This window comes from Tautonia plasticadhaerens (genome assembly GCF_007752535.1).
GTDB classification, from domain to species: Bacteria; Planctomycetota; Planctomycetia; order Isosphaerales; family Isosphaeraceae; genus Tautonia; species Tautonia plasticadhaerens.
In genome coordinates, this window is record NZ_CP036426.1 from 7,829,138 (window position 1) to 7,852,703 (window position 23,566).

Sequence of the window (23,566 nt, forward strand, 5' to 3'; positions counted from 1 at the left end):
GTCCAGCAATTGCGTTGCAGAAACCGAAATGGCTTCGCTCCGTTTCGGCGCATCGGGCATTCGCCCCAAGCTGGGCCGCCCGGGTGATGGGCCAGTCGGTCACGCTCCTTCCCAAGCGTCGGACTCGGGGTCCGGGGGAAGGAACGGGATCGGTGCGCCGTTGGTGCGCCGAGCCGAATCTCGCAACCCCTGACGAACGGACACGTTGCGAAAAACCAAATGGCTTCGTTCCGCGCCGGGACGCGGCGACGGGACGAGTGTCCGTCCCTGGCTCGGCCCGTCGGGGAGGTCGACGCGGGCAATCCCCCCGGATGGGGTGTCGGTTCAGGGCCGGGAGGGGGTCGGTGCGCTTCCGGACAGGGCCGGCCAAGCCACTCAAAGGATTCCGCGAGAACAGGTTGCAGAACGAAAAATGGCTTCGCTCCGCGCCGACGCGACGACGCCTGAGACGGCCCTCCCCGATCGTCGAGCCAGCCGACAGGGGAGGGATCATCGCCCCCGACGCCGGGGACCGCCGGGCGGGGATGGGGCAGGCGCGATCGGTCCCGCCCCCGGGTGAGGCCGGGGGGCATGGTCGGTCGGGCATCGGTCGTGAGGGGCTCGGCTCGACGATCGGCACCGGAGACGCTCTGCGCAGGGCGGGACGGCGGGGCCGTACGGCCGGCCCCTCCCCATAAAGATCGTGGGACGGGCCGATTCCAGTCACATAATCCGGCGAGGTGGCGACCCCGAGGCCGGATGGGGGTTGGTCGTCGGGACGACTGGGAGGGAATCCGAGGGGGCCGCCGACTTCGAGTCGGGCCTCCAGGCCCCCCCGCTGCGGGCTGCTAGTAAAGGTTCCCGCTCGACCGAGGCCTCCATCCGGGAGGGACGTTGGCCGGGGAGAATGCCGGCGTGCCCCAGAGGTTGCGGATGACGCGACTGCTGCTGGCCGCGCGGGTCTCGCTGGGGACGGACTCCCGGGCGACGGCGGCGTCCCTGTCGGCGTAGATGTACCGGGCATAGGCCTCGACCGCCCTCCGGACGATGAGATTGCCCGCCCCGCAGGCGGGAGTAATCCCGCGATAGTCGTGGACCCGGTAGGTTCCCCGGAGGTCTAACTCGTAGTCCACGGCGTGGCCCGCCTCATGGATGACGGTCCATTCGGCCCGGGCGGCGCTGGTCCCCACGTCCCGCTCCCAGCGGTCGCGGGGGATGCCGTGCAGGCCACGGGCCCCTGCCGAGAGGACGAGTCGATCGACGTCGGCGTTGCTGAGGCCCGTTGCTTCCTCGTGGCGGCGGCCGGCGAACGCACCGGCCTCCAGCTCGGCACGGAGCCAGGTCCCCCCGCCGGGCCCGTGGTTCGGCTTGTCTTCGATCACGAAGAAGGGGTAGAGGACGGCGAGGTGGGCGGGGGGCATCCGCCCGAAGAAGGTCGCGAGCAGGCGGACCTTGGTCTCGGGGTCGGGGGTGCTGATGCAGACGAAGAAATCGATCACCTGCTCATGCACGGTGATCGGGATGTGCTGCGGCGTCAGGGTCCCTGAGATCGGGCCGGCCGCGGGGGTGGAGGTTGGGGAAGGGCTGGAGAGGGTACCCCCGAACCGGGAGGCCAGGGCCGCATGGGTCCGGCCGCCGACGTCGACGCGTCCGTCCGGGGAGCGCAACCCGAGTCCGGGATGCAGACGCTGGAGCGCCTCGATGGCCGCGATCGTCGGCGCGTCGCATCGCCCCGAGGTGTCGAGGCGAGGACTGGGGCCACCGCGGTCGGTTTGGAACCGGTTGAGTGTCCCCTGGACGACCCGGACGTCGGCCTGATCATTGGCGCCTCCCCGGCCCACCGATCGGCGGAGGGGGGCCATCTCCCAGTCGCGACAGTTGTGCTCCGGGCTCGAGTGGGTCGGGCAGCCCGCCGCCCCGCAATGCCACGCCATCGCGACCTCCCCCGAGTCAAGTACCGGGGCCGGTCGGGGAGGATGCAGTCCGCGCCGGGCCCCGGAGGATCGATCGACCACGGGATGCCTGGCAACGACCGCACACACGTCGTCGCATCCAGTTATTCATTGGAAGCGAACCGGGGGGGGTGTACCAGGAAAAAACCCGATTGTTCGAGACGATCCCTCGGCGGCGGGCCGTCCGGGCGGCGACTGGAAATCGGGAGAGGGTGCGGCGATGATCGGGCCTCCCGGGAGGTGCCCCGGCATCGACCACCTCGAAGGAGCAGGCACCTCACTCCCGGACGTTGACGCCGACCACCAACAGGAGCCGAGCCCGATGACCACGAGACATGACCTCTCCCGACGAGGACTGTTGAAGGCCGCCGCCGCCTCGGCCGGCGCGATCGCGTTCCCGACGATCGTCCCGGCCTCGGCCCTGGGGAGGGACGAGAAGGCGGCGCCGAGCGACCGGGTCGTGGTCGGCTGCATCGGCACCGGGGGGCGGGGACGGGGGCTGATCGGCATGTTCATGGGCCAGCCCGACGTGCAGCTCGCGGCCGTCTGCGACGTGGACGCCTCGCATCGGGCGCAGGGGAAGCAGGAGGTCGACGAGCGGGCGGGCAACGCCGACTGCGCCTCGTACCACGACTTCCGGGAATTGCTGGCGAGGGACGACGTCGAGGCGGTGATCGTCGCCACGCCGGACCACTGGCACGGGATCGCCTCGGTGGCGGCGGCGGAGGCGGGCAAGGACATCTACTGCGAGAAGCCGCTGACGAACACGGTGGCCGAGGGGAGGGCGATCGTCGACGCCGTCGAGCGGCACGGGCGGATCCTCCAGGTCGGCAGCCACGAGCGCTCCGGCGACAACGCCCGGTATGCCTGCGAGCTGGTCCGCAACGGCCGGATCGGCCGGATCCGGTCCGTCCGGATCAACCTGCCGGACACCGATAGCCACCACGAGGAGGCCAAGGCCCACGCCGGGGCGGCGGCCCCCGAGGCGATCCCGGAGGGGTTCGACTACGACTTCTGGCTCGGGCACACGCCGAGGGTCCCCTACCTGGAGGACCGCTGCCACTTCTGGTGGCGGTTCCAGCTCGCCTACGGCGGCGGGGAGATGACCGACCGGGGGGCGCACGTCATCGACATCGCCCAGCTCGGCCTGGGGGCCGACCACACCGGGCCGGTCCACGTCGAGGCGAGGGGGCGACGGGGGGAGGGGCTCTACGACGCCTTCTGGGACTACGAGTTCACCAACACGTATGCCGACGGGGTGACGCTGATCGGCTCGACCCAGGGCCCCCGAGGCTTGAAGTTCGAGGGGGAGGACGGCTGGATCTTCGTCGAGATCCACGGGGGGAGGCTGGAGGCGTCGAGCCCGAGCCTGCTGGAGGAGCCGATCGGGCCGGACGAGATCCACCTCGGCCGGAGCCCGGGGCACCAGCGGAACTTCCTCGATTGCGTCCGGTCGCGGACCCGGCCGGTGGCCCCGGCCGAGGCCGGGCACCGGACCGCCACCATCTGCCACCTGAACAACATCGCCATGCTCGTCGGCACGCCGCTGGCCTGGGATCCCGAGGCCGAGCAGGTGACCAACTGCGAGGAGGCCAACCGGCTGCTCTCCCCCGCGATGAGGAAGCCCTGGAGGCTTTGAGCCCAGGAGGGCGATCGCCCGGGGCGGTCGGCCGTCCGGCCGTCCTCCCCCGGTCGGGCGGGGGGTGCTGGGCGGCGGGGCCCCGGGTCGGCTAGACTGGATCCGACCCCGGCCCCGGGTCATCGCACCTCTCCGCCTCGCATCCGGGCCGGGGCCGATCGCCCCGCGATCCTCCCATCCCCGTCCCCGACCGATCCGCCCAGTCATCGCTCGAACCGAGACGAACCGAGGCCCCGACAATGCGGTCGACGCCGATCCTCGCGCTGGTACCCTTGCTGATCCTGCCCGCCCCGATCCCGGCCGACGACGACGGCCCGGTCGGCCTGGAGCGTCGGATCCCCTGGGAGGATTCCCGGGTGGTCGGCTCTCCCGAGCCCCCGCTGCCGTACAAGACGGCGCGGGCCTTCCCGGGGCTGGAGGGGATCGAGCAGCCCCTGGCCATGTTCCCCGAGCCGGGGACCGACCGGCTGTTCCTCCTCCAGCACCTGGGCTCCTGGGCCGGGCCGAGCCGACTGCTCGTCGTCGAGGACGACCAGGACGCCCGGGATCCCGAGCTCTTGCTGGAGGTCAACGCCCTCTCCTGCGGCCTGGCCTTCCACCCGGACTACGAGGAGAACGGCTTCATCTTCCTCGGCATGAACGGGCCCGACGGGGGAGGGCGCCGGGGTGGCCCGGAGAAGACCACCCAGGCGGTCCGATACACCGTCGACCGCGAGACGGGCACGATCGACCCGGATTCGAGGCTGTTGATCATCGAATGGGCCTCCAACGGCCACGACGGCGGCGACGTGGCCTTCGGCAACGACGGGATGCTCTACATTTCGTCCGGGGACGGGTCGAGCGGCTCGGACGCCCACCTCACCGGCCAGCGGATCGACGACCTGCTCGGCTCGATCCTGAGGATCGACGTCGACCACCCGGATGCCGGCCGGAACTACTCCGTCCCGCCGGACAACCCCTTCGTCGACCGCCCCGGCGCCCGCCCCGAGGTGTGGGCCTACGGCCTCCGGAACCCCTGGCGCCTGAGCTTCGACGCCGAGTCGGGCCAGCTCTGGGCCGGCAACAACGGCCAGGACCTCTGGGAGCAGGTCTACCTGGTCGAGAAGGGGGCCAACTACGGCTGGAGCATCACCGAGGGGATGCAGATCTTCCAGGCCCAGCGCGAGCAGGGGCCCGACCCCATTTCCCCCCCCGCCGCCGAACACCACCACAGCGAGGCCCGGTCGCTGACCGGGGGCCGGGTCTACCGGGGGGACCGGCTGCCGGAACTCGTCGGCACGTACCTCTACGGCGACTGGTCGACGGGGAAGGTCTGGGGGATCGAGGTCGAGGACGACCGGGTCGCCCGGAACCGGGAGCTGGTGGACACGCCGTTCAACATCACCGGCTTCGGCACCGACCACGACGGCGAGCTCTACGTCATCGACCACGTCTCCGGCTTCCACCGCCTGGAGCCGACGACCGCCGCCGACCTGCCCCCGCATCCCTTCCCGACCCTGTTGAGCGAGACGGGGCTGTTCGACTCCGTGGCCGAGCACACGAAGCACCCGGCCGCCCTGCCCTACGACGTGGCCGCGCCGGGCTGGAACGACGGCGCCTCGATGGAGCGCTTCGCCGCCTTCCCCGGGCTGGAGCGGATCGAGCAGAAGCCGCAGAAGAACGCCGGGGGCGCCTGGTCGCTGCCGAATGGCTCGGTGCTGGTGCAGACGCTCAGCCTCGACGTGCTCGACGAGGAGGGCAACCCGGCGAAGACGCGGATCGAGACCCGCCTGATGAACCGGCAGCAGGGGGAGTGGACGGGCTATTCCTACCGCTGGAACGCCGAGCAGACCGACGCCGAACTCGTCCCCTCGTCCGGCGACATCGCCCTGCTGGAGGTGCCCGACCCGGAGGCGTCCGGCGGCGTCCGGGAGCAGGCCTGGCGGTTCCCGGCCCGGACCGAGTGCCTCGTCTGCCACTCGCGGGCGGCCGGCTTCGTCCTGGGCTTCTCGCCGCTCCAGCTCGACCGCACGCACGATTACGAGGGCGTCGAGGCCGACCAGCTCCGCACCTTCGAGCACATCGGCCTCTTCGAGGGGGACCTCCCCGAGCGGAAGGCCGACCGCCCGAGGCTGGTCGACCCCTACGACGACTCGGCCGACCGGGAAGCCCGGGTCCGGTCGTACCTGCACGTGAACTGCTCGACCTGCCACGTCAACGAGGGCGGCGGCAACTCCCGGATGGAAATGGCCCTGACCACGCCGGCCCGGCGAATGGGCCTGATCGGCGAGGAGCCGATGCACACGAAGTTCGAGATCCCCGACGCCAAGATCGTCCTCCCCGGCGACCCCGAGCGCTCGATCCTCTATCAGCGCATCTCCCGACGGCTGACCGGCCAGATGCCGCCCCTGATGTCGACCGAGGTCGACCGCGAGGCGGTCGGCCTGATCGCCGAATGGATCCGATCCCTGCCCCCCTCGGAATGAGGGGGTCGGGCCGGAGTCCGGGGTCGCGGTCACTCCCGGGCTTCGATCCCCAGGGCAATGTCTTCGTCATACTCCGGGGCGTCGAGCGAGACCCCGTCGCCCCCCTCGAACTCGCCCGAGGCCAGCACCGCTCCCGTCCTCGGGTCGATCCACTCGAACCGGTACGGGAGGGCGGGCAGGTCGAGCCCCAGCGAGAGCCGGGGGCCCTCCGGGGCGTAGAGGGCGATCGCCCGGAGGTCGGGGACGGCCATCGCCGCCAGTTCGTCCGCCATCCCGGCGGGCTCGACGGACGAGAGGAAGCCCTTCTCGGGGGACATCCGGAGGAAGTCGAAGGATTCGAGGAACCGCTTGAGGAAGGCGAGCTGCCCGCGGAAGGTCGGGCCGCCGCCGCCGGGGGTGGGGGTCTCGATGGGGGCGGATCCGTCCTCGTGGTCGGGGGTGAACGAGTAGTCCAGGTGGCCGAAGAGGGCCCCCCCCGAGAGGAGGAACCGCCAGGCCTCGGTCCGGTAGGGCCGGTCGTCGTTGCCGTCGAAGCCGGTCTCGTCGTCCCCGAGGGCCTTGTTCAGATCGAGGTTCGCCAGCGCGGCCTCGGGGGCGGCGTAGTGGAAGTTGAAGAGCGAGACGGCCGGGTTCGGGTCGGTGATCTCGGCCTTCTCGTTGGCGATGTTCCGGGCGATCAGGTGGGGGTGTTCCAGGTCCGATTCGGCCTCGACGATCTCCGCGATGATGCGGTCCTGCCACTCCCCAGTCACCCCGCCGAAGTAGGGTTCGTTGCAGACCTCGAAATAGACGTTGTCGAACTCCCGGAGCTCCCGGACCGCCCGGCGGACGAAGGCGAGCTGCTTCTCCAGCAGCTCGGGATGGTCGAGCGTGTAGGCCTCGGTGCGGTCGAAGTCGCCGACGCCGTTGACGTTGTTCCGGGCGTTCATCGGGTTCACCGCCCAGAGGTCGTCGTTGTAGAAGGGGCAGAACAGGACGTACTCGACGACGATCCCCCGCTCCCCCGCCGCCGAGACGAAGGCGCGGAGCCGGTCGAAGTAGCCCGGGTCGAAGCGGTCGAGGTCGTATCGGCCGTCCTCCGCCTTCACCCAGGGGGACTGATACCGTTCGGGCTTCGGCGCGAGGGTGTTGTGCTGGATCTTGAACGAGCCGGGGACCTCGTAGTAGGTGCCGGAGAAGGTCCGGGTCTGATTGAAGCCCCGGGTTTGAAGCTCGTCCAGGTAGGGGAGGAAGTCGAAGTCGAGATTCAGGACGGCGCCGTAGTGCTCTCCCGAGGTGACGAGGATCGTCGGCTCGCCCCGGAATTCGAAGTAGTGGGGGTTCTCGGGGTGCAGGGAAATCGGCCTCGCCTGGGGGGCCGCCGGCGGAAGGAGTGCCATCAAGGCGAGGGAGAGGGGGAGCGAGGACATGATCGGTCTCCGGGGGCTGGGCGTCGAACTCGGCCCGGGTCGCCGGGACCCGGGCGCCGGGCCCTCGTACGATAGCCCCTCCCCCGGGGCGTTGCCAGCACCGCCGACGGGCCGGGACGGGGGTCCGTCAGGCCCCGGGCGAGGCCTCCTCGCAGAGCCGGAGCACCCGGGAGAACGGGACGCCGGAGAGGGCCCCGAAGCGGCGGTCCCTGGTCAGTTTCGACCGGGTCGTCGCCGGAGAGGAGAGCCCGCAGAGGAACCGGGCACGTTGCCTCGGGTGCCGGAGCGCATCGTGCCCCTCCCGGAGCAGCTCGGCGGCCAGCGACCGATCCGACGGCGACGGGGACCAGGCCGGGAGGGGGGGGAGCGGCCGGGGGTGATCTCCCAGGCATCGGCCGCATCGGCCGCAGCCCTCGGGGAGGGGTTCGCCGAAATAGGAGAGCAGCCAGGAGGCGAGGCAGCCCTCCTGCGAGGCGTACGCCCGCATCAGGCCGACACGATCGACCTCCCTCGCCTCCGCCGACCGGAACCGATCGGCGAGGCTCGCCGTGATCCGGGAAAGGTCCGGGTTTTCGACCAGCCGACGGTAGCCGAGCCGGAGGTCGGAGGGCTGGAGGATCAGGTCGCCCTGTTGTTCCAGGTATTCGAGCGCCTTGATGATCCGGTCCCTCGGCTCCCCCAGCGCCTCGGCGGCGGCGGTCGGGTCGAGCGTGTGCCAGGTGCGGCCGACCCTGGCGGCCTCGAAGACCCGGCGGAGGAAGTCGGCCCGATCGGGGTCGAAGCCGGAGGCGACCGCCCCGGGCGGCCGGTGGAACCGGAACCGGCAGGCCGCGTAGAAGGGGCCGGTGGCGGCGATCACCCCCTCCAGCTCCAGGTAGGTGAGCAGGGTCCGGACGACCAGGATCCGGATGTCATGATCGTTCGAGAGGGTGTGGATCGAGGCGTCGAACGCCTCGCCCCGGCCGAGGACGTCGGCGGTGAGGGAGGCGATCGCCTCGCCGGTGGGAGTGTCGCCGTAGGCGAAGTTCTCCAGGGTGGTCACGTCCTCGTCGCAGGCCAGCAGCTCGCAACGGCTGGGGAGCCCATCCCGGCCGGCCCGGCCGATCTCCTGGGCGTAGTTCTCCGGCCCCTTGGGGAGGTTGTAGTGGAGGATCGACCGGATGTCGGCCTTGTCGATCCCCATGCCGAAGGCGATCGTGGCCACGATGATCTGGTCATCCGAGGCCATGAAGGCGTCCTGGATCTCGGCCCGGCGCTCGTCCCCCAGCCCGGCGTGATAGGCGACGGCGGGGAACCCCTCGGCGACGAGGGCCTCGGCCACCTCCTCGGCCGTGCGCTGGAGGGTCACGTAGACGACCGCCGGGCCGGGGGGACGGGCTCGGATCCGGTCGACGAGCAGCCCGCGCCGCTCGTCGGGGCGGCAGGGGGTGGCGTGCAGCTCCAGGTTGGGGCGGAAGGAGGGGACCCGGACCACGTCCTCGGGGGCGATCTCGAAGGCCCGGGCGACGTCGTCGGCCACGGCGGGCGTGGCGGTCGCCGTGAGGGCGAGCACGCGACCGACGCGGAGGTCGGCGGCGAGCCGGGCGAGGCGGAGGTACTCGGGGCGGAAGTTGTGGCCCCACTCGCTGATGCAGTGGGCCTCGTCGATGGCCATCAGCGCGATCGGCCGGCCCGAGATCAGGCGGACGAACCGCTCGCTGGCCAGCCGCTCGGGGGCGACGTAGAGCAGCGAGAGGCGGCCGTCCCGGACGGCGTCCCGGACGGCCCGGTCCTGGTCGGCGTCGAGGGAGGAGTCGAGCCGGGCGGCGGCCACCCCGCGTCGGGCCATCGCGTCGACCTGGTCCTTCATCAGGGCGATCAGCGGGCTGACGACCAGCGTCAGGCCGTCGAGCATCAGCGCGGGCACCTGATAACAAAGGCTCTTGCCCCCGCCGGTGGGCAGGACCGCCAGCGACGAGCGGCCGCCGAGAAGGCAGTCGATGACGGCGGCCTGGCCGGGTCGGAAGTCGTCGAAGCCGAAGGTCTCCCGGAGGAGGAGTCGGGCGCGGTCGAGGTCGGCCATCGGGCGGGGGGCTCCAGGGGATCCGGACGCGGGGGGCATGGGGCGTCGGGCCGGGAACATCTCCCCGCGATGCCGAGACGGCCCCGGTCGCGAGGGGAAAACCCCGATGCCCGTCGTCAGGCGAGGAGATCCGCCAGGACGTGGCCGTGGACGTTCGTCAGGCGTCGCTGGATGCCGTTATGATAATAGGTGAGCCGCTCGTGGTCGATGCCGAGCAGGTGGAGGACGGTGGCGTGGAAGTCGTACCAGGAGACGGGCCGGTCGACGGCCCGGTGGCCGATGTCGTCGGTCGAGCCGAAGGAGAGGCCGGGCCTCAGGCCGGCGCCGGCCATCCAGACGGAGAAGCCGTCCTGGTTGTGGTCGCGGCCGGTGCCGAGGACGTCGGCGTCGGACTGGGTGAAGGGGGTGCGGCCGAACTCGGTGGTGAAGAGGACGAGGGTGTCGTCGAGCAGTCCCCGGCGGCGGAGGTCTCGCAGGAGGCCGGCGACGGGGAGGTCGATCCGGATCGCCTCTCGGCCGTGATTGCGGACCATGTCCTCATGGCCGTCCCAGTTGATCCGGGGGCTGCCGAACGACCCCCCGGAGAAGAGCTGGACGAATCGGACGCCCCGCTCCAGGAGGCGGCGGGCGAGCAGGCAGCCGCGGCCGAAGTCCTCGGTCTCGGGGCGGTCGAGCCCGTAGAGCGATCGGGTTTCGGGGGTCTCGGCGGCGAGGTCGGCCACCTCGGGGACGGCGAGCTGCATCCTGGCGGCCAGCTCGTAGCTGCGGACCCGGGCGGCGAGGGCGTCCTCGCCCCCCCGGTCGCTCATGTGATGACGATTCATCTCGGAGAGGAGCGATTGGGCGGCGCGCTCCTCGGCCTCGGGGATCGGCCGGGCGGGTTCGAGGTCGTCGATCGGCGCTCCCCGCCCCCGGAAGGCGACGCCCTGGTGCCGCGCGGGGAGGAAGCCGTTCGACCAGTTGATCGTGCCGCCGGCCGGGTACCCCCGGGAGTCGGGGATGACGACGAAGGAGGGCAGGTCGTCGGACTCGCTGCCCAGGCCGTACGACAACCACGAGCCGAGCACGGGGAACCCGTTCAGGCGGAACCCGGTGTTCTCCTGGAAGGTGGCGGGGGTGTGGTTGGAGGTCTCGGCCACCATCGAGTTGATGACGGTCAGCTCGTCCGCGACCCGGGCCAGGTTCGGGAACAGGTCCGAGACCCAGAGGCCGCTCTCCCCCCGACGCCGGAAGGCCCAGTCGCTCCGGCGGAGCAGGCCGACCTTGCCGAAGAAGACGTCGGGGCGGGAGTCGGAGGGGAGCGGCGAGCCGTGATATCGGGCGAGGGCGGGCTTGTGGTCGAAGGTGTCGACCTGGCTCATCGCGCCGCAGAGGCAGATCTGGATCGCCCGGAGTGCCCGGGGAGGATGATGGGGCGGGGGGTCCTCGGCCTCGCCGGGGCCGATTGCGGCCCGGGCGACCCCGTCCCTCAGCAGCAGCCCGGCAAGGGCCACGCTGCCGAGGCCCCGGGAGGCCCAGCCGAGGAAGCGGCGGCGATCCGATTCGAATCCGGAGGGGTCGGGCGATCGCATCGGCTCGGGATCCTCGTCAGTCGACATACAGGAATTCGTTGCTGTTGAGGATCGCCCGGCAGAGGACGGCCGGGCCGAACTCCCGGACTGACCGAGTCGCCCGATCGGCCTCCGCAACGTTGGGAGGCCGGCCGAAGGCGAGGCGGTAAGCACGCTCGACCTGCCCCTCGGGGTCTCCCGGGGCCTCGCGTTCGAGGCGGTCGGCGAGGCGATCGACACACTCCAGGACGAAGTCGTTGTTCAAGAGCGCGAGGGCCTGGAGCGGCGTGGTGGTGACGCGACGAGTCGGGGCGGTGGTGGAGGGGTCGGGGCAGTCGAAGGTGTCGAGCAAGGGATTGCGGCCCCCTCGGGCCCAGACCCGGTAGAGGCTGCGGCGGGGGGCCTCGGCGTCGAGGGCGGGGTCCATGTCGTAGAAGTGGGTCCCGCCCCGGATGCGGTGCCGGAAGTCGGGGTCGCCGGGCCCGCCCATCGACCGCCGCAGGGTGCCGGAGACGGCGAGCATGGCGTCCCGGAGCGACTCGGCCTCCAGGCGACGGGGGGACATCCGCCAGAGCAGGCGATTGTCGGCATCGAGGGCCGCCGCCTCCGGGCGATTCCTCGACGATTGTCGGTAGGTTTCCGAGCAGACGATCGCCCGGCGGAGCGCCTTGAGGCTCCAGCCCTGGCGGATCAGTTCGCTCGCCAGCCAGTCGAGCAACTCGGGGTGGGAGGGGCGACCGCCGTTGAAGCCGAGGTCGTTCGGGGTCTCGACGATTCCGACGCCGAAGTGGTCCTGCCAGAGCCGGTTGACGATCGTCCGGGCGAACAGGGGGTTCTCCGGGTGGGCGATCCATTCGGCCAGGGCCCGGCGGCGGGAGCCGTCGGCGGCGTCGGGCGGGAGGCCGAAGTCGGCGTCGGGGCCGGGGACGGCGGGGACGCCGCCGGGGGAGACGACTTCGCCCGGCTGGCCGGGGTTGCCCCGGATGAGGAGATGGGAGGGCTCGGGATCCTTCGGGGCCACCGCGTAGGCCAGGCGCTCCGGCCTCGGCTCGTCGAGGATGCGGCGGGCCTCGGCCAACTCGGCCTCGATCCGATCCAGGGCGGCGCGGTCGCCGGGTCCGAGGAGGGCGAGGATCTCCTCGTGGGCGATGGGCTCACCGGCGGATCGGAACGAGGCGGCGACCTCGTCGGCGGCGAGGGCGCGGTCATACAGGTTCGCCCGCAGGATCACGCCGGAGAGGAAGCGGTTGCCTCCCGGGGGCTCGTGTCGCAGGCCGAAGAGGACCCGAGCCTCTCCGGCCTCGAACCGGACGGGGCCGTCGGATCGATAAGAGGCGCCGTAGGGCTGGCCGTCCCGGAAGGCGGCGATGGTGCCGTCGTCGTGATACGAGAGGGCGAGGTGGACGGGACGGTCGCTCGCCTCGGCCTCCTCGGGGCCGCCGAAGGGGCGGGTGCGGCGGAAGGAGTCGCTGCCGGCCATCCAGCGGCGGGGCTCCTGCTCGCCGAAGACGATGGCGTCGAAGACCCGGCCGTCGGGCCCCTGGACGCTGATCGCGCCCCCCCCACACTGGTCGAGGTCGTCGAGGAGGACCCAGACTTCGAGGGTCTTGCTCGTCAGGGAAACGCCCAGGGGCTCGGACACGGCGAACCCGCCCCGGCCGCCGACGTGGAGCCCATCGAGATCGAGGGACGCACCGCCCCGGAGCGAGACGGGAGGCGAGTCGGGCGACTCGCCCCTCGGCCGGGTGAAGTCCCATCGGGCGACCGGCTCGGGGGGCGTGGGGGTGCGACTGGCGTCGTCCCCTCGCTCGTCGAGGAGCCGGCGACGGACGGGATCGATCAGGGCCGCTCGCTCGGCGCGGAGCCGGTCCAGCCGAGCCCGGGCGGAGGCGAGCCGATCCTCGTATGCCTCGATCTCGCGGGGAAGCGTGACGTCGCGCTCGCCGTGCCGGACGCCGCCGAGGGCGGAGGCGAGGCGGTAGTAGTCGAGCTGTCGGACGGGGTCGAACTTGTGGTCGTGGCATCGGGCGCAGTGGGCGGTCAGGCCGAGGAAGGCCTGGCCGGTGGTGCCGACGATGTCCTCCAGCTCGTCCTGGCGGACGACGGCCCGCATGGCCTCGCTCTGCTGGGCCTGGCCGACGGAGTCGTAAGCCCCGGCGACGAGGAAGCCGGTGGCGACGACGGCGTCGGGGTCCCCGGGGCGGAGCACGTCACCGGCGAGCTGGAGGCGGGCGAACGCGGTGTAGGGGAGGTCGTCGTTGAAGGCCCGGACGAGCCAGTCCCGATAGCGCCAGGCATTGGAACGAAGTTCATCATGCTCGAATCCGTTGCTCTCGCCGAACCGGACGACGTCCAGCCAGCCCCGGGCCATCCGCTCGCCGTGGTGGGGGGAGGCCAGGAGGCGGTCGACCAGACGCTCATAAGCGTCGGGGGCGGGGTCGGCGACGAAGGAGGCCACCTGGTCGGGGGTCGGCGGCAGGCCGAGCAGGTCGAAGGAAAGTCGTCGGATCAACGTCCGCCGATCGGCAGGAGGCGAGGGGGCCAGGCCCTCGGCGGCGAGCCTTGCCCGGACGAAGCGGTCGATCGGCGAGGGCGCCGCCCCGTGCCCGTCGAGGGCGGGGGGCTCGGGCCGGGAGATCGGCCGGAAGGACCACCAGTCATAGCCGGCCCGGGTGTCGCTGGTGTGGTGGAACGGGTCGATGGGGTCGGTGCCCCAGGGGGCGCCTTGCTCGATCCAGGTGCGAAGCGCCTGCTTCTCGACGGCGGGGAGCGCCTCGTCGGGGGGCATGAGGTCGGCCTCGACATGCTCCCACAGCAGGCTGGCGGCGGGGTCGCCGGGGACGACGATCAGGCCGTCGAGGACGGTTGCCCGTCGGGAGAGGTCGAGTTCTCCCTTCAGGTCGCTCGCGTTGTGGCAGCCGAGGCAGCGTCGGGAGAGCAGCGGGGCGATTTCCTCGTCGAATCGGCCGCCGTCGCCCCGAACCTGGAGGTCGGGCGAGGGCGAGGCGACGGATGCGGCGAAGGCGATTGAACAGACAAAAATCGTGAACACTCGCATCATCGGACGATCCGTTGCTGGGGTCGCCCAGGCGGGCCTCGATCGCCGAGGAATGCCGCGGCGATCCAATTCGCTCGATCGGATCGGAGAACCCGTCAACCCCACCCCTTACTCTCCCCCATCATGGGCAGGACCGCAATGGCCCGTCCCGGCGCCGGGACGGCAACCAGGACGACACACGGCGAGATGAGAACCCGAGGTTTCCACCGATTCGTCACGGCATCGCTCCTCCCTCCGGGCGGTCGTCGCGGTCAGGAAGGCGCCAGGCGGTTCGGGCGGGCCCATCGGACCCGGGCGAGCAGGGTGTCGCCGCTCCAGGAATCGGAGGGCAGGGTCTCGCCGACCGTCACCCAGGACTCTCCCGGGGAGGCGGCGACCGTGTGGAAGTTGCCCATGCGGGCGACGTGGGCCGCGTCGTCGATGCCGTCGCCGATCAGGGGCAGGGCCACGCGCTCGCTGTCCCGGATCAGCTGGAGGGAGTCCCGATCGACCTCGGCGAGGTAGAGCGGGGCCCGCCATCTCATGACGTTGACATTCTCCTCGGCCTTGCGGGTGTAGACGAGGACGAGGGCGTCGGAGTGCGTGAGCCAGTGTTGCTGCGTGGTCGACATCGTCAGGGGCTCGCCGTCGTCCCAGCACCAGGGGCGGGGAGGGTCCCAGGCCAGGCCGTCGTCGGAGGAGGAGACGTAACCCCTCCGATCCTCGGCGCGGATCGTCATGAACACCCGGCCGTCGAGCCGGGCGAGGGAGGGCTCCAGCAGGCCCCGGCCGCCGGCGTTGATCAGCTCGGTGCCGACCGCTCGGATCCGCAGCTCGGCGCCGTCGAACGAGCAGCGGGCCGAGGTGACGGAGCGGTGGGTGCGGCCTTCGGGACCGAAGGAAAGCGGGAGGAGGATGTCCCCGTCGTCGAGGACGATTCGCTGCGAGCAGCCGCAGGTGTAGATGGCCGATCCCCTCGGGTCGTCCCATTCCAGGCGACGGGGCTCGGACCATCGGCCGTCGCCGGATCGGACGGTGGAGACGGGCCACCGGGCCTCCTGGGGGCGGGCGAGGACGCCGTCCTCGTAGTAGACGTTGTGGCCGACGGCGAGCACGGTGCCGGTGGGCGGGTGGTACTCGGGGACCACGTCGCAGACGCCCATCTCCCGGCCTTCGCCGAGGTTGACGCGGCCGAGGCCGGGGATCGGCCCCGGGACGCTCCAGGAGCGGCCGAGGTCGGCCGAGGTCGTCCAGTGGACCGGGCCGAAGACGTCGGAGCCGCCGATCGACTGCAAGGTCATCAGGGCGGTCGGCCCCTCGGGTCCCGGGATCATGCAGGGGCGGGGGTGGAACCACGTCGTCCCTCCCCGCCGGCCTGGGAAGATGACCTCGCGATCGATCTCGGAGACGAGCCCGTCGACCCGGGGCAAGGGCGAGGCGGTTGAACGGGCCGAGGCCAGCAGGGAGGCCAGGCCGACCCCCGAGCCGAGGAACGAGCGACGAGCGATGGGTGAACTTCCGAATCCCATGGATTGATGTCTCATCCGACCGGTCGAACGGAGGGGCCTGGGCACGACGCGAGAGGAGGGGCCGGTGCGGTTGTCGAGGCGTCTGCCCCCCGTCGTCAAACCCGGCATCATGCATCCGAGACATTCGCCGCGATCTTGCCGTGACCCCGCCACAATAGTTGTTAAACTCGGACACAGCCAGGATCGATCCCAATTCTCGAAATGGAGGTTGGCGTGCTGTCGATCACCGGACCGGCCTCTCGATATTGCGACGGGGTGTCGCGACGCGGATTCCTGCGGATGGGGGGCCTCGCCCTGGGCGGGATGTCGCTGCCGGGGATCCTGCGGGCGGAGGAGCGGGCGGGCGTCGGGTCGTCGGAGAAGGCGGTCATCATGGTGCTGCTGCCGGGGGGGCCGCCGCACCTGGACATGTTCGACCTGAAGCCCGAGGCCCCGGCCGAGATCCGGGGCGAGTTCCACCCGATCGGGACGAGCGTGCCCGGCATCGAGATCTGCGAGTTGATGCCCCGGCTGGCGGCGTCGATGGACAAGTTCGCGGTCGTCCGGTCGCTCGTCGGCGGGGTGGACGACCACAACCTGCACCAATGCCTCACCGGCTGGGAGAGCCACCCGCAGCAGGGGGATTCCCGGAACATCCCCGGCTATCCCGTCGGCGGCTGGCCGTCGATCGGCTCGGTGCTCTCGAAGCTGAAGGGGCCGACCGAACCGGCCGTGCCGCCGTTCCTCAGCCTGGCGCCGCCGCAGACGGAGTCGACCACCCGGGCCTCGCTCAACCAGCCCGGCTACCTCGGCGCCGCCCACGCCGGGTTCGAGCCCCTGAAGAAGGCCGAGGACGACCTGACCCTCTCCGGGATCGACCTGGCCCGTCTCTCCGACCGCCGGGCCCTGCTCGGGAGCCTCGACCGGTTCCGGTCGGAGATGGATCGCCGCCGGGCGGTCTCGGCCTTCGACGCCTACACGGATCAGGCGTTCGACCTGCTCACGTCGAGCAAGGTCGCCCACGCGCTGGACCTCTCCCGGGAGGATCCTCGCACGCTGGCCCGCTACGGCGCCCCGTCCGGGGCCGAGCCGGAACTCGGCGGGCCGAAGCTGCTGGAGAACTTCCTGATCGCCCGGAGGCTGGTCGACGCCGGGGTCCGTTGCGTGACGCTCGCCTTCAGCCCCTGGCCGCTGGAGCGGGAGAGCCGGGGCGGCTTCAACTGGGACTGGCACTTCGACAACTTCCGCAAGGCCCGGGTCGCCCTGCCGATGCTCGACCAGGGCCTGACGGCGCTGGTCGAGGACCTGGAGGCGAGCGGGCGGCTGGACGACGTCTCGATCGTCGTCTGGGGGGAGTTCGGCCGATCGCCCAAAATCAACAAGGACGCCGGCCGGGACCACTGGGCGCACGTCGGCTCCTGCCTGCTCGCCGGCGGGGGGATGAAGACCGGCCAGGTGATCGGCCGGACGGACAAACTCGGTTCTCGGGCCGTCGAGCGACCGGTGCACTACCGGGAGGTCTTCGCCACGCTCTACGACCGGCTCGGCATCAACGCCTCCGAGACCTTCCTCCGGGACCTGGGGGACCGGCCGATCGCGCTGGTGGACGATCGCCCGCCGATCGCCGAGCTGGTATGATTCCCGGATCGAGCCGATCCGGTCGCGTCTCCTCTCCCCCGCGGCCTTCTTCGGCCCCGGTCGCATTCGCGACCGGGGCCCCTCCCCTGCTCCGCCCGCCTCGCCCCCAGGACCGTCGACCCAGGGCAGCCACGATGATGACGACGCCCGCACTCGCCTGCATGTTGCTGGGAGCGGTTCCGGCGCTCGGCCCGGCCGTCGGGGCCGACACGGCCGATCGCGCCCCATCTCGCTTCGAGCGGGAGGTCCGGCCGATCCTGGAGGCCCGGTGCCTGAGTTGCCACGGCGTCGAGAAGACAAGCGCGGGCCTCGACCTGACGACCCTGGAGGGGATGCTCGCCGGGGGAGAGGGTGGGGAGCCGGGAATCGTCCCCGGCGACCCGGATTCCAGCCTCGTGATCGACGTGATCGCCTCGGGCCTCATGCCGCCCGACCCCGATCAGGCACCGTCGGCGGAGGAACTGGCGACGCTCCGGGATTGGGTCGCCACCGGGGCCGAGTCCGACCTGCAAGCGACCTCCGGCGCGGTCGACGACCGGGGGCGTGACCGACTCGCCCTGGAGATCTTCCACCTGCTCGACTTCCGATGCGTCGACTGCCACGGCCGGCACGGCACCGAGGGGGGCCTGGACCTCCGGACGGCCGCCTCGGCCATCGCCGGGGGGGACTCGGGGCCGGCGGTCGTGCCGGGGGATCCGGCGGCGAGCCCAATGATCCGTCGGCTCGCCGACGACGAGATGCCCCCCCGGATCGGCCGATTCGACCTGTCGATCAAGCCGATCACCGAGCCAGAGCTGGACCTGATCCGCTCCTGGATCGAGGCGGGGGCCCCGGAATTCCCCGATCGGGAGGTCCTGGTCGACGACGAGTCGACCGTCGACGAGGATGACCGCTCCTGGTGGTCGTTCCAGCCGCCGAGGGAACCGAAGCTGCCGGAAGTGGGTCGACCGGATCTCGTCTCCAACCCGATCGACGCCTTCCTGCTCGATCGGCTGGAACGGGCCGGGCTCGGGTATTCGCCCGAGGCCGACCGCCGGGCCCTGATCCGTCGGCTGAGCTTCGACCTCACCGGCCTGCCGCCGACCCCTGAGCAGGTCGACGCCTTCCTGACAGACGACCGGCCCGACGCCTACGAGCGCCTGGTCGACGCGATGCTCGCCTCCCCGCGATACGGCGAGCGCTGGGCCCAGCCCTGGCTGGACGCGGCCGGGTTCGTCGAGTCGGAGGGGAGTGACGGCTCCGACCCGGTCCGGGAGCAGTACCACCGGTTTCGGGACTACGTGGTCCGGTCCATCAACGACGACACGCCCTTCGATCGATTCGTCCGGGAGCAGCTCGCCGGGGACGAGCTGGCCGACTGGCTGGGCGAGCCCGAGCTTTCCCCGGAAGGAGAAGACGCAATCGTCGCGACCGGCTTCCTCCGCTCGGTGGTCGACCCGACCGATCGGCCGGTCCACAACTTCCCGCCCGACCGGCAGCAGGTCCTGGCGGACACGGTGGGCGTGGTCGGGTCGAGCCTGATGGGGCTCACGATCGGCTGCGCCCGGTGTCACAGCCACAAGTATGACCCGATCTCCCAGGCCGACTACGCCCGGCTCACCGCCGTCTTCGCCGCCGCCTTCACGCCCCAGGATTGGCTCAAGCCTCGGGAACGGCTGGTCCCGCTCGCCTCCCGGGCGGAGCGCGAGGCCGCCGAGGCGCACAATGACGCGGTCGATGGCGAGATCGCCCCGATCCGAACGCGAACCGAATCGCTGGAGAAGGAGGCCCGGTCGGACCTGCTCGATCGCCGGGTGGGGCCGCTCCCGGAACCGATCCGGGCCGACGTGAAGGCCGCCCTGCTGCTCGGGGCCGACGACCGGGACGCGGTCCAGTCTTACCTGGCCGAGAAGTTCGCCGAGCTTGGAACGATCACCAGGGAGGAGCTGGACGAGGCCTTCCCCGACTTCAAGGCCGAGTCGGCCCGGTTGAAAGCCGAGATCGACGCGCTCGAATCGGAGAAGATCACGCTACCGACGGCCCGGGCCCTGGTGGACACCGGCCCCGACCCGGCGCCCTACTACCTCCAGATCCGGGGAGACGCCTATCGCCGGGGGGCCGTGGCCCCTCCCGACGTGCCCTCCGTGTTCAAGGAGGTGGCCGGTGGGCTCGACGTGGAGGAGCCCTGGCCCGACGCGCCGACGACCGGCCGCCGGCTCGCCTTCGCCCGATGGCTCACGCAGCCGGGGCACCCGCTCACGAGCCGGGTGTTCGTCAACCGGGCCTGGCAGCAGGTCTTCGGCCGGGGGATCGTGGCGACGGTCGACAATTTCGGCCTGACCGGCTCGCCGCCGTCGCATCCGGAGCTGCTCGACTGGCTGGCCGTCGAGTTCGTCCGGGGGGGCTGGAGCCAGAAGCACCTGATCCGGCTGCTCGTCACCTCCCGGGCGTACCGGCAGGGGTCGGCCGTTCGCCCCGAGGCCCGGGAGGTCGACCCCGACAACCTGCTGCTCTGGCGGATGCCCCTGAGGAGACTCCAGGCCGAGTGGGTCCGGGACGCCACCCTGCTGGCCGCCGGGACGATGAACGACCGGATGTTCGGCCCGTCCGTGCCGGTGGAGGCCGACGCGGAGGGGGTGGTGCAGGCGGCCCCGGGCGGCGAGGGGGACCGCAGGAGCATTTATCTGCTCCACCGTCGATCGCAGCCGACGACGATCCTCGAACTGTTCGACGCCCCCCAGATGAACCCGAACTGCCTGGAGCGCCGTTCCTCGATCGTCGCCTCCCAGGCGCTGTTGCTGCTCAACGGGGACTGGCTCCGGGGCCAGGCCGAGGCGTTGGCCGGGGCGATCGAGGCCGAGGAAGGCCGGGACGAATCCCGGAGGATCGCGCGGGCCTATCTCCGGGTCCTGAACCGCACCCCCAGCCGGGCGGAATCGGCACGGGCCTCGGCATTCCTGGCCGAGCAGGCCGACGCCTACCGGGATGCCCCCCCCTGCTCCGACGGCGAGCCGGCCGCCGAGGAAGACATTCCGGATCCGTCTCACCTCGCCCTGACGGACCTCTGCCACGTCCTGCTCAACTCCCCCGAGTTCCACTACCTCGACTGAACCGATTCGGGCCCGACCACCCCCCTCGCCCGCCCCGCCGGAGGATCGCTCGCATGGCCGCCGACGCCCCCTGGAACGTGCCTAGCCGACGCGACTGGTTCCGCCAGATGGGCCGGGGGCTCAACGCCTCGGCCCTGGCCTACCTGCTCGCCGGCGACCTCGGATCTCGGGCCGCCTCCGGTCGTGCCTCCGACGGCGGCGGGCCGATCCACGACCTGTCGCCGAAGACGCCGCACCTGGAGCCCCGGGCGAAGTCGGTCATCCAGCTGTTCATGCCGGGGGGCCCCTCGTCGATCGACCTGTTCGACCCGAAGCCCCTGGTGAAGGCCTACGAGGGGAAGCCGTACCCGGGCGTGGTCGACACGCTGGTGCCGGCCAACGCGGGCAACCTGATGCCCAGCCCGTTCAAATTCACCAGGCACGGGGAGTCGGGGATCGAGGTCAGCGAGCTGATGCCGCTCCTGGCCGGGTGCGTCGACCTGATGACCTTCATCCGGTCGATGAAGACGGAGCACCTGAACCACGAGCCGGCGATCTGGATGTTCAACTCGGGGATGATCATCCCCGGCCGGCCGAGCATGGGGTCCTGGGTCGTCTACGGGCTGGGGACGGAGAACCGGGACCTGCCCGCGTATGTCGCGCTGGACGACCCGAAGGGGATGCCGCTGGACGGCATCCGCAACTGGGCGGCCGGCTGGCTGCCGCCGATCTACCAGGGGACCCGGATCCGCTCCGAAGGGGCCCCGCTGCCGAACCTCTCCCCGGCCTTCGACGGCCCCGAGGCCGCCCAGCGGGGCCGGCTCCGCCTGCTGGCCGAGATGGCGGAGGAGCATCGACTGGGCCGCCCCGGGGAGGCCGAGCTGGACGCCCGGATCAGCAGCTACGAGCTGGCGGCCCGGATGCAGCTGTCGGCCACATCGGCATTGGACCTCGACGGCGAGCCGGAGGAGACGAGGAGGCTCTACGGCCTCGACGACGAGCGGACCGCCTCCTTCGGCCGCCGCTGCCTGATGGCCCGGAGGCTGGTCGAGCGGGGCGTCCGGTTCGTGCAGCTGTTCACCGAGGGGGTGATCTGGGACCACCACGGCCGGATCTTCGACGGCCTCCGGGACGCCTGCGCCGGGATCGACCGCCCGATCGCCGGGCTGATGATCGACCTGCAACGCCGGGGCCTGCTGGACGACACGCTCGTGCTCTGGGGGGGCGAGTTCGGCCGCCTGCCGATCTCCGAGAACGGCGACGGACGGGACCACAACCCGCTGGGGTTCACCCTCTGGATGGCCGGGGGCGGGCTGAAGCCCGGCCACGTCCACGGCGCGACCGACGAATTCGGCTACAAGGCCGTCGAGGGGGAGGTCACGGTGCCCGACCTGCACGCGACGATCCTCCGCCTGCTCGGCCTCGACCATGCCCGTCTCACCTACCCCGTCCACGGCCTGGACGAGAGCCTGATCAGCACCCTGTACCAGGCGAGGGTGGTCGAGGAGATCCTCGCCTGATCCGGGGACATGCCCCCAGACAGATTGGGCCGAGGGCCGGCGATGGCGTACCGGAAGGATGAAGAAAAAGGCGGGGACGAGTCGATAGGATCAGGGAAAACCGGCAGGAATTCGGTTCGATCGATCGTCCGCAAGGAGGCGACGGCGATGGGGAGATCGCGAGATTCGAGGCGGGCTCGCGGTCCGCGCCGCACGATGCTGCCGGGCGTCGAGCCGCTGGACGGCAGGGTGCTGCTGTCGGGGGCGACGGTGGCGGTGGGCAAGCTCGGCCCGTTCATCGAGCCGGGGGCGATCCGGCCGAGGCTCCGGCAGGCGCCGACGGTGGTGAACGCCTCGCCGGCCCTGAATCAGTACCTGATCGCCCTGCTCGGCCCCGAGGAGATGGAGCAGGTGAGGGCCCAGGCGGCGGCCCGGGGGGTCGGCTTCCGGCCCTCGCTGTACCAGAGGGTTCTCTCCCAGCCCCCGGTCGGCAGCATCCTCGGCTCGCTAGACACCTACACGCTGCTGAACTCCCCCGCCACCCAGGCCCTGGTCGGCTTCAACACGGTCGCCCCGGACTCCGAGGCGACGGTGCGCTACACCGTGCCGGCCGAGAACATCATCGGCATCGAGACGGGTGCGACCACGGTCCAGATCCCCCCCGACGGGAACCAGGCGGGCTTCATCGCCACGGTCCCGAACCAGGGGGTCCGCGAGTTGCCCGAGGGGAGTTTCGTGGTCGACGTGCCGATCGACCAGATCCCGGCCGACGCCCCCGCGCCGCCCCCGGACACGGTGGGCACCGGGGCGCTCTCGCCGATCTACCGGGGCACCGGGCCGCTGCTCACCCAGGCCCTGCTGACGGGCCTGCACCAGCGGGGGCCGAACGCGCCGGTCGTGGTGCGGGGGCTGCGGACCTCCCGGCTGCTGGGAGATCCCCGGGTGGTGCCACACGGGTTGCAGGCGAACTACCTGCGGCTGATGCGGGTGGCCGTCGAGCGGGACGCGTTCGACCCGACCCAGGCGCAATCCCAGCAGATCGCCGACGGCATCCAGCAGTTCTTCGCCGAGGTCGGCGACCTCGACGCGGCCGGTGCGTTCTCCCCGTCCGTCCCGCTGCCCACCTCGCCGAACCCGCTCGCAGGGGCGAGGCTGGGCGGCACGCTCCAGGTGACCAACGGGGCGACCCGGGACCTCGTCAACGTGGCGCCGGGCCAGTCCGGGCTCCAGCTCTTCGGCCTGAACTTCCCGGGCCGAATCGACTCCGGCTACGTGATCGCCGCCAACGGCGATTACGGGCTGGTCCTCTCGGCCAGGGGCCCCTTGCAGGCCGCCCCCGCCGGGTTCGACACCGACGTGGTCGGCGGCGACGTCCGGGTGGAGCTGAGCAACGCCACCCGCCTGACCGACCTGAACGGCCTCCGGGTCGAGGAAGGGACCTACGTCGGTTCCGTCGTCTCGGGAGAGGTCACCACGTCCCGGGCGGGCGACCTCGCCACCCTCGGGGCCTCGGCCGGATTCGGCACCGGACTGGCATTCGGCACTGGGGTCTCGTACACGAAGGTCATCCCGCTGGGGAACCTGAATGCGTTGATCCCGCAGTTCCCGCCGTCGTGATCGCCCGCTGTTGTGATCCCGTTCGCTCATCTGGCCCCCCTCTTCCCGCGGACGGGAAGAGGGGGGTTGGCATTTGTCGGGGTTGTGGGACTCGCCCGATCCCCCTCACCCGGGCTTTGCCCACCCTCTCCCCCGCGGACGGG

Annotated in this window: 12 protein-coding genes; 6 read left to right on the forward strand and 6 right to left on the reverse strand. The window is 71.5% G+C overall.

Going from position 1 to position 23,566, the window contains the following annotated elements:
- Positions 1-827 precede the first annotated feature (827 nt).
- The gene (locus tag ElP_RS31205) at positions 828-1,913 is read right to left on the reverse strand and encodes a hypothetical protein (protein WP_145276924.1); all 1,086 of its coding nucleotides are present in this window, start codon (positions 1,911-1,913) and stop codon (positions 828-830) included.
- Between the two features lie 340 nt (positions 1,914-2,253).
- Between ElP_RS31205 and ElP_RS31210 the strand changes: the two genes are divergently transcribed.
- Positions 2,254-3,570, forward strand: coding sequence for a Gfo/Idh/MocA family protein (locus ElP_RS31210; protein WP_145276926.1), 1,317 nt, complete (start codon positions 2,254-2,256; stop codon positions 3,568-3,570).
- A 239-nt stretch (positions 3,571-3,809) separates the two neighbouring features.
- Positions 3,810-6,035, forward strand: coding sequence for a PQQ-dependent sugar dehydrogenase (locus ElP_RS31215; protein ID WP_145276928.1), 2,226 nt, complete (start codon positions 3,810-3,812; stop codon positions 6,033-6,035).
- Between the two features lie 29 nt (positions 6,036-6,064).
- Here the strand turns inward: ElP_RS31215 and ElP_RS31220 are convergent, their stop codons facing one another.
- From ElP_RS31220 to ElP_RS31240, 5 genes are all read right to left on the reverse strand, one after another.
- Positions 6,065-7,444, reverse strand: coding sequence for a hypothetical protein (locus ElP_RS31220; RefSeq protein ID WP_145276930.1), 1,380 nt, complete (start codon positions 7,442-7,444; stop codon positions 6,065-6,067).
- Between the two features lie 127 nt (positions 7,445-7,571).
- The gene (locus ElP_RS31225; protein ID WP_145276932.1) at positions 7,572-9,506 is read right to left on the reverse strand and encodes a RecQ family ATP-dependent DNA helicase; all 1,935 of its coding nucleotides are present in this window, start codon (positions 9,504-9,506) and stop codon (positions 7,572-7,574) included.
- A 116-nt stretch (positions 9,507-9,622) separates the two neighbouring features.
- Positions 9,623-11,077 (reverse strand): DUF1501 domain-containing protein, encoded by a 1,455-nt coding sequence (locus ElP_RS31230; protein ID WP_145276934.1) that lies wholly within the window; start codon positions 11,075-11,077, stop codon positions 9,623-9,625.
- 16 nt (positions 11,078-11,093) lie between these two features.
- Complete coding sequence (locus ElP_RS31235) at positions 11,094-14,117, reverse strand: DUF1553 domain-containing protein (protein WP_231749330.1); 3,024 nt, start codon at positions 14,115-14,117, stop codon at positions 11,094-11,096.
- 248 nt (positions 14,118-14,365) lie between these two features.
- Positions 14,366-15,622: a sialidase family protein gene (locus tag ElP_RS31240; protein ID WP_145276936.1), complete on the reverse strand. Its 1,257-nt coding sequence runs from the start codon at positions 15,620-15,622 to the stop codon at positions 14,366-14,368.
- Between the two features lie 255 nt (positions 15,623-15,877).
- Between ElP_RS31240 and ElP_RS31245 the strand changes: the two genes are divergently transcribed.
- The 4 genes from ElP_RS31245 (at position 15,878) to ElP_RS31260 (ending at position 23,423) form a co-directional block, all read left to right on the forward strand.
- Positions 15,878-17,239, forward strand: coding sequence for a DUF1501 domain-containing protein (locus ElP_RS31245; protein ID WP_231749331.1), 1,362 nt, complete (start codon positions 15,878-15,880; stop codon positions 17,237-17,239).
- A 134-nt stretch (positions 17,240-17,373) separates the two neighbouring features.
- A complete protein-coding gene (locus ElP_RS31250) occupies positions 17,374-20,328 on the forward strand; it encodes a PSD1 and planctomycete cytochrome C domain-containing protein (protein ID WP_197446518.1) in 2,955 nt (984 codons plus the stop codon).
- A 53-nt stretch (positions 20,329-20,381) separates the two neighbouring features.
- On the forward strand, positions 20,382-21,827 hold the full coding sequence (locus ElP_RS31255) for a DUF1501 domain-containing protein (RefSeq protein WP_145276942.1): 1,446 nt from the start codon (positions 20,382-20,384) through the stop codon (positions 21,825-21,827).
- Between the two features lie 147 nt (positions 21,828-21,974).
- On the forward strand, positions 21,975-23,423 hold the full coding sequence (locus ElP_RS31260) for a hypothetical protein (RefSeq protein ID WP_145276944.1): 1,449 nt from the start codon (positions 21,975-21,977) through the stop codon (positions 23,421-23,423).
- Positions 23,424-23,566: the final 143 nt, after the last annotated feature.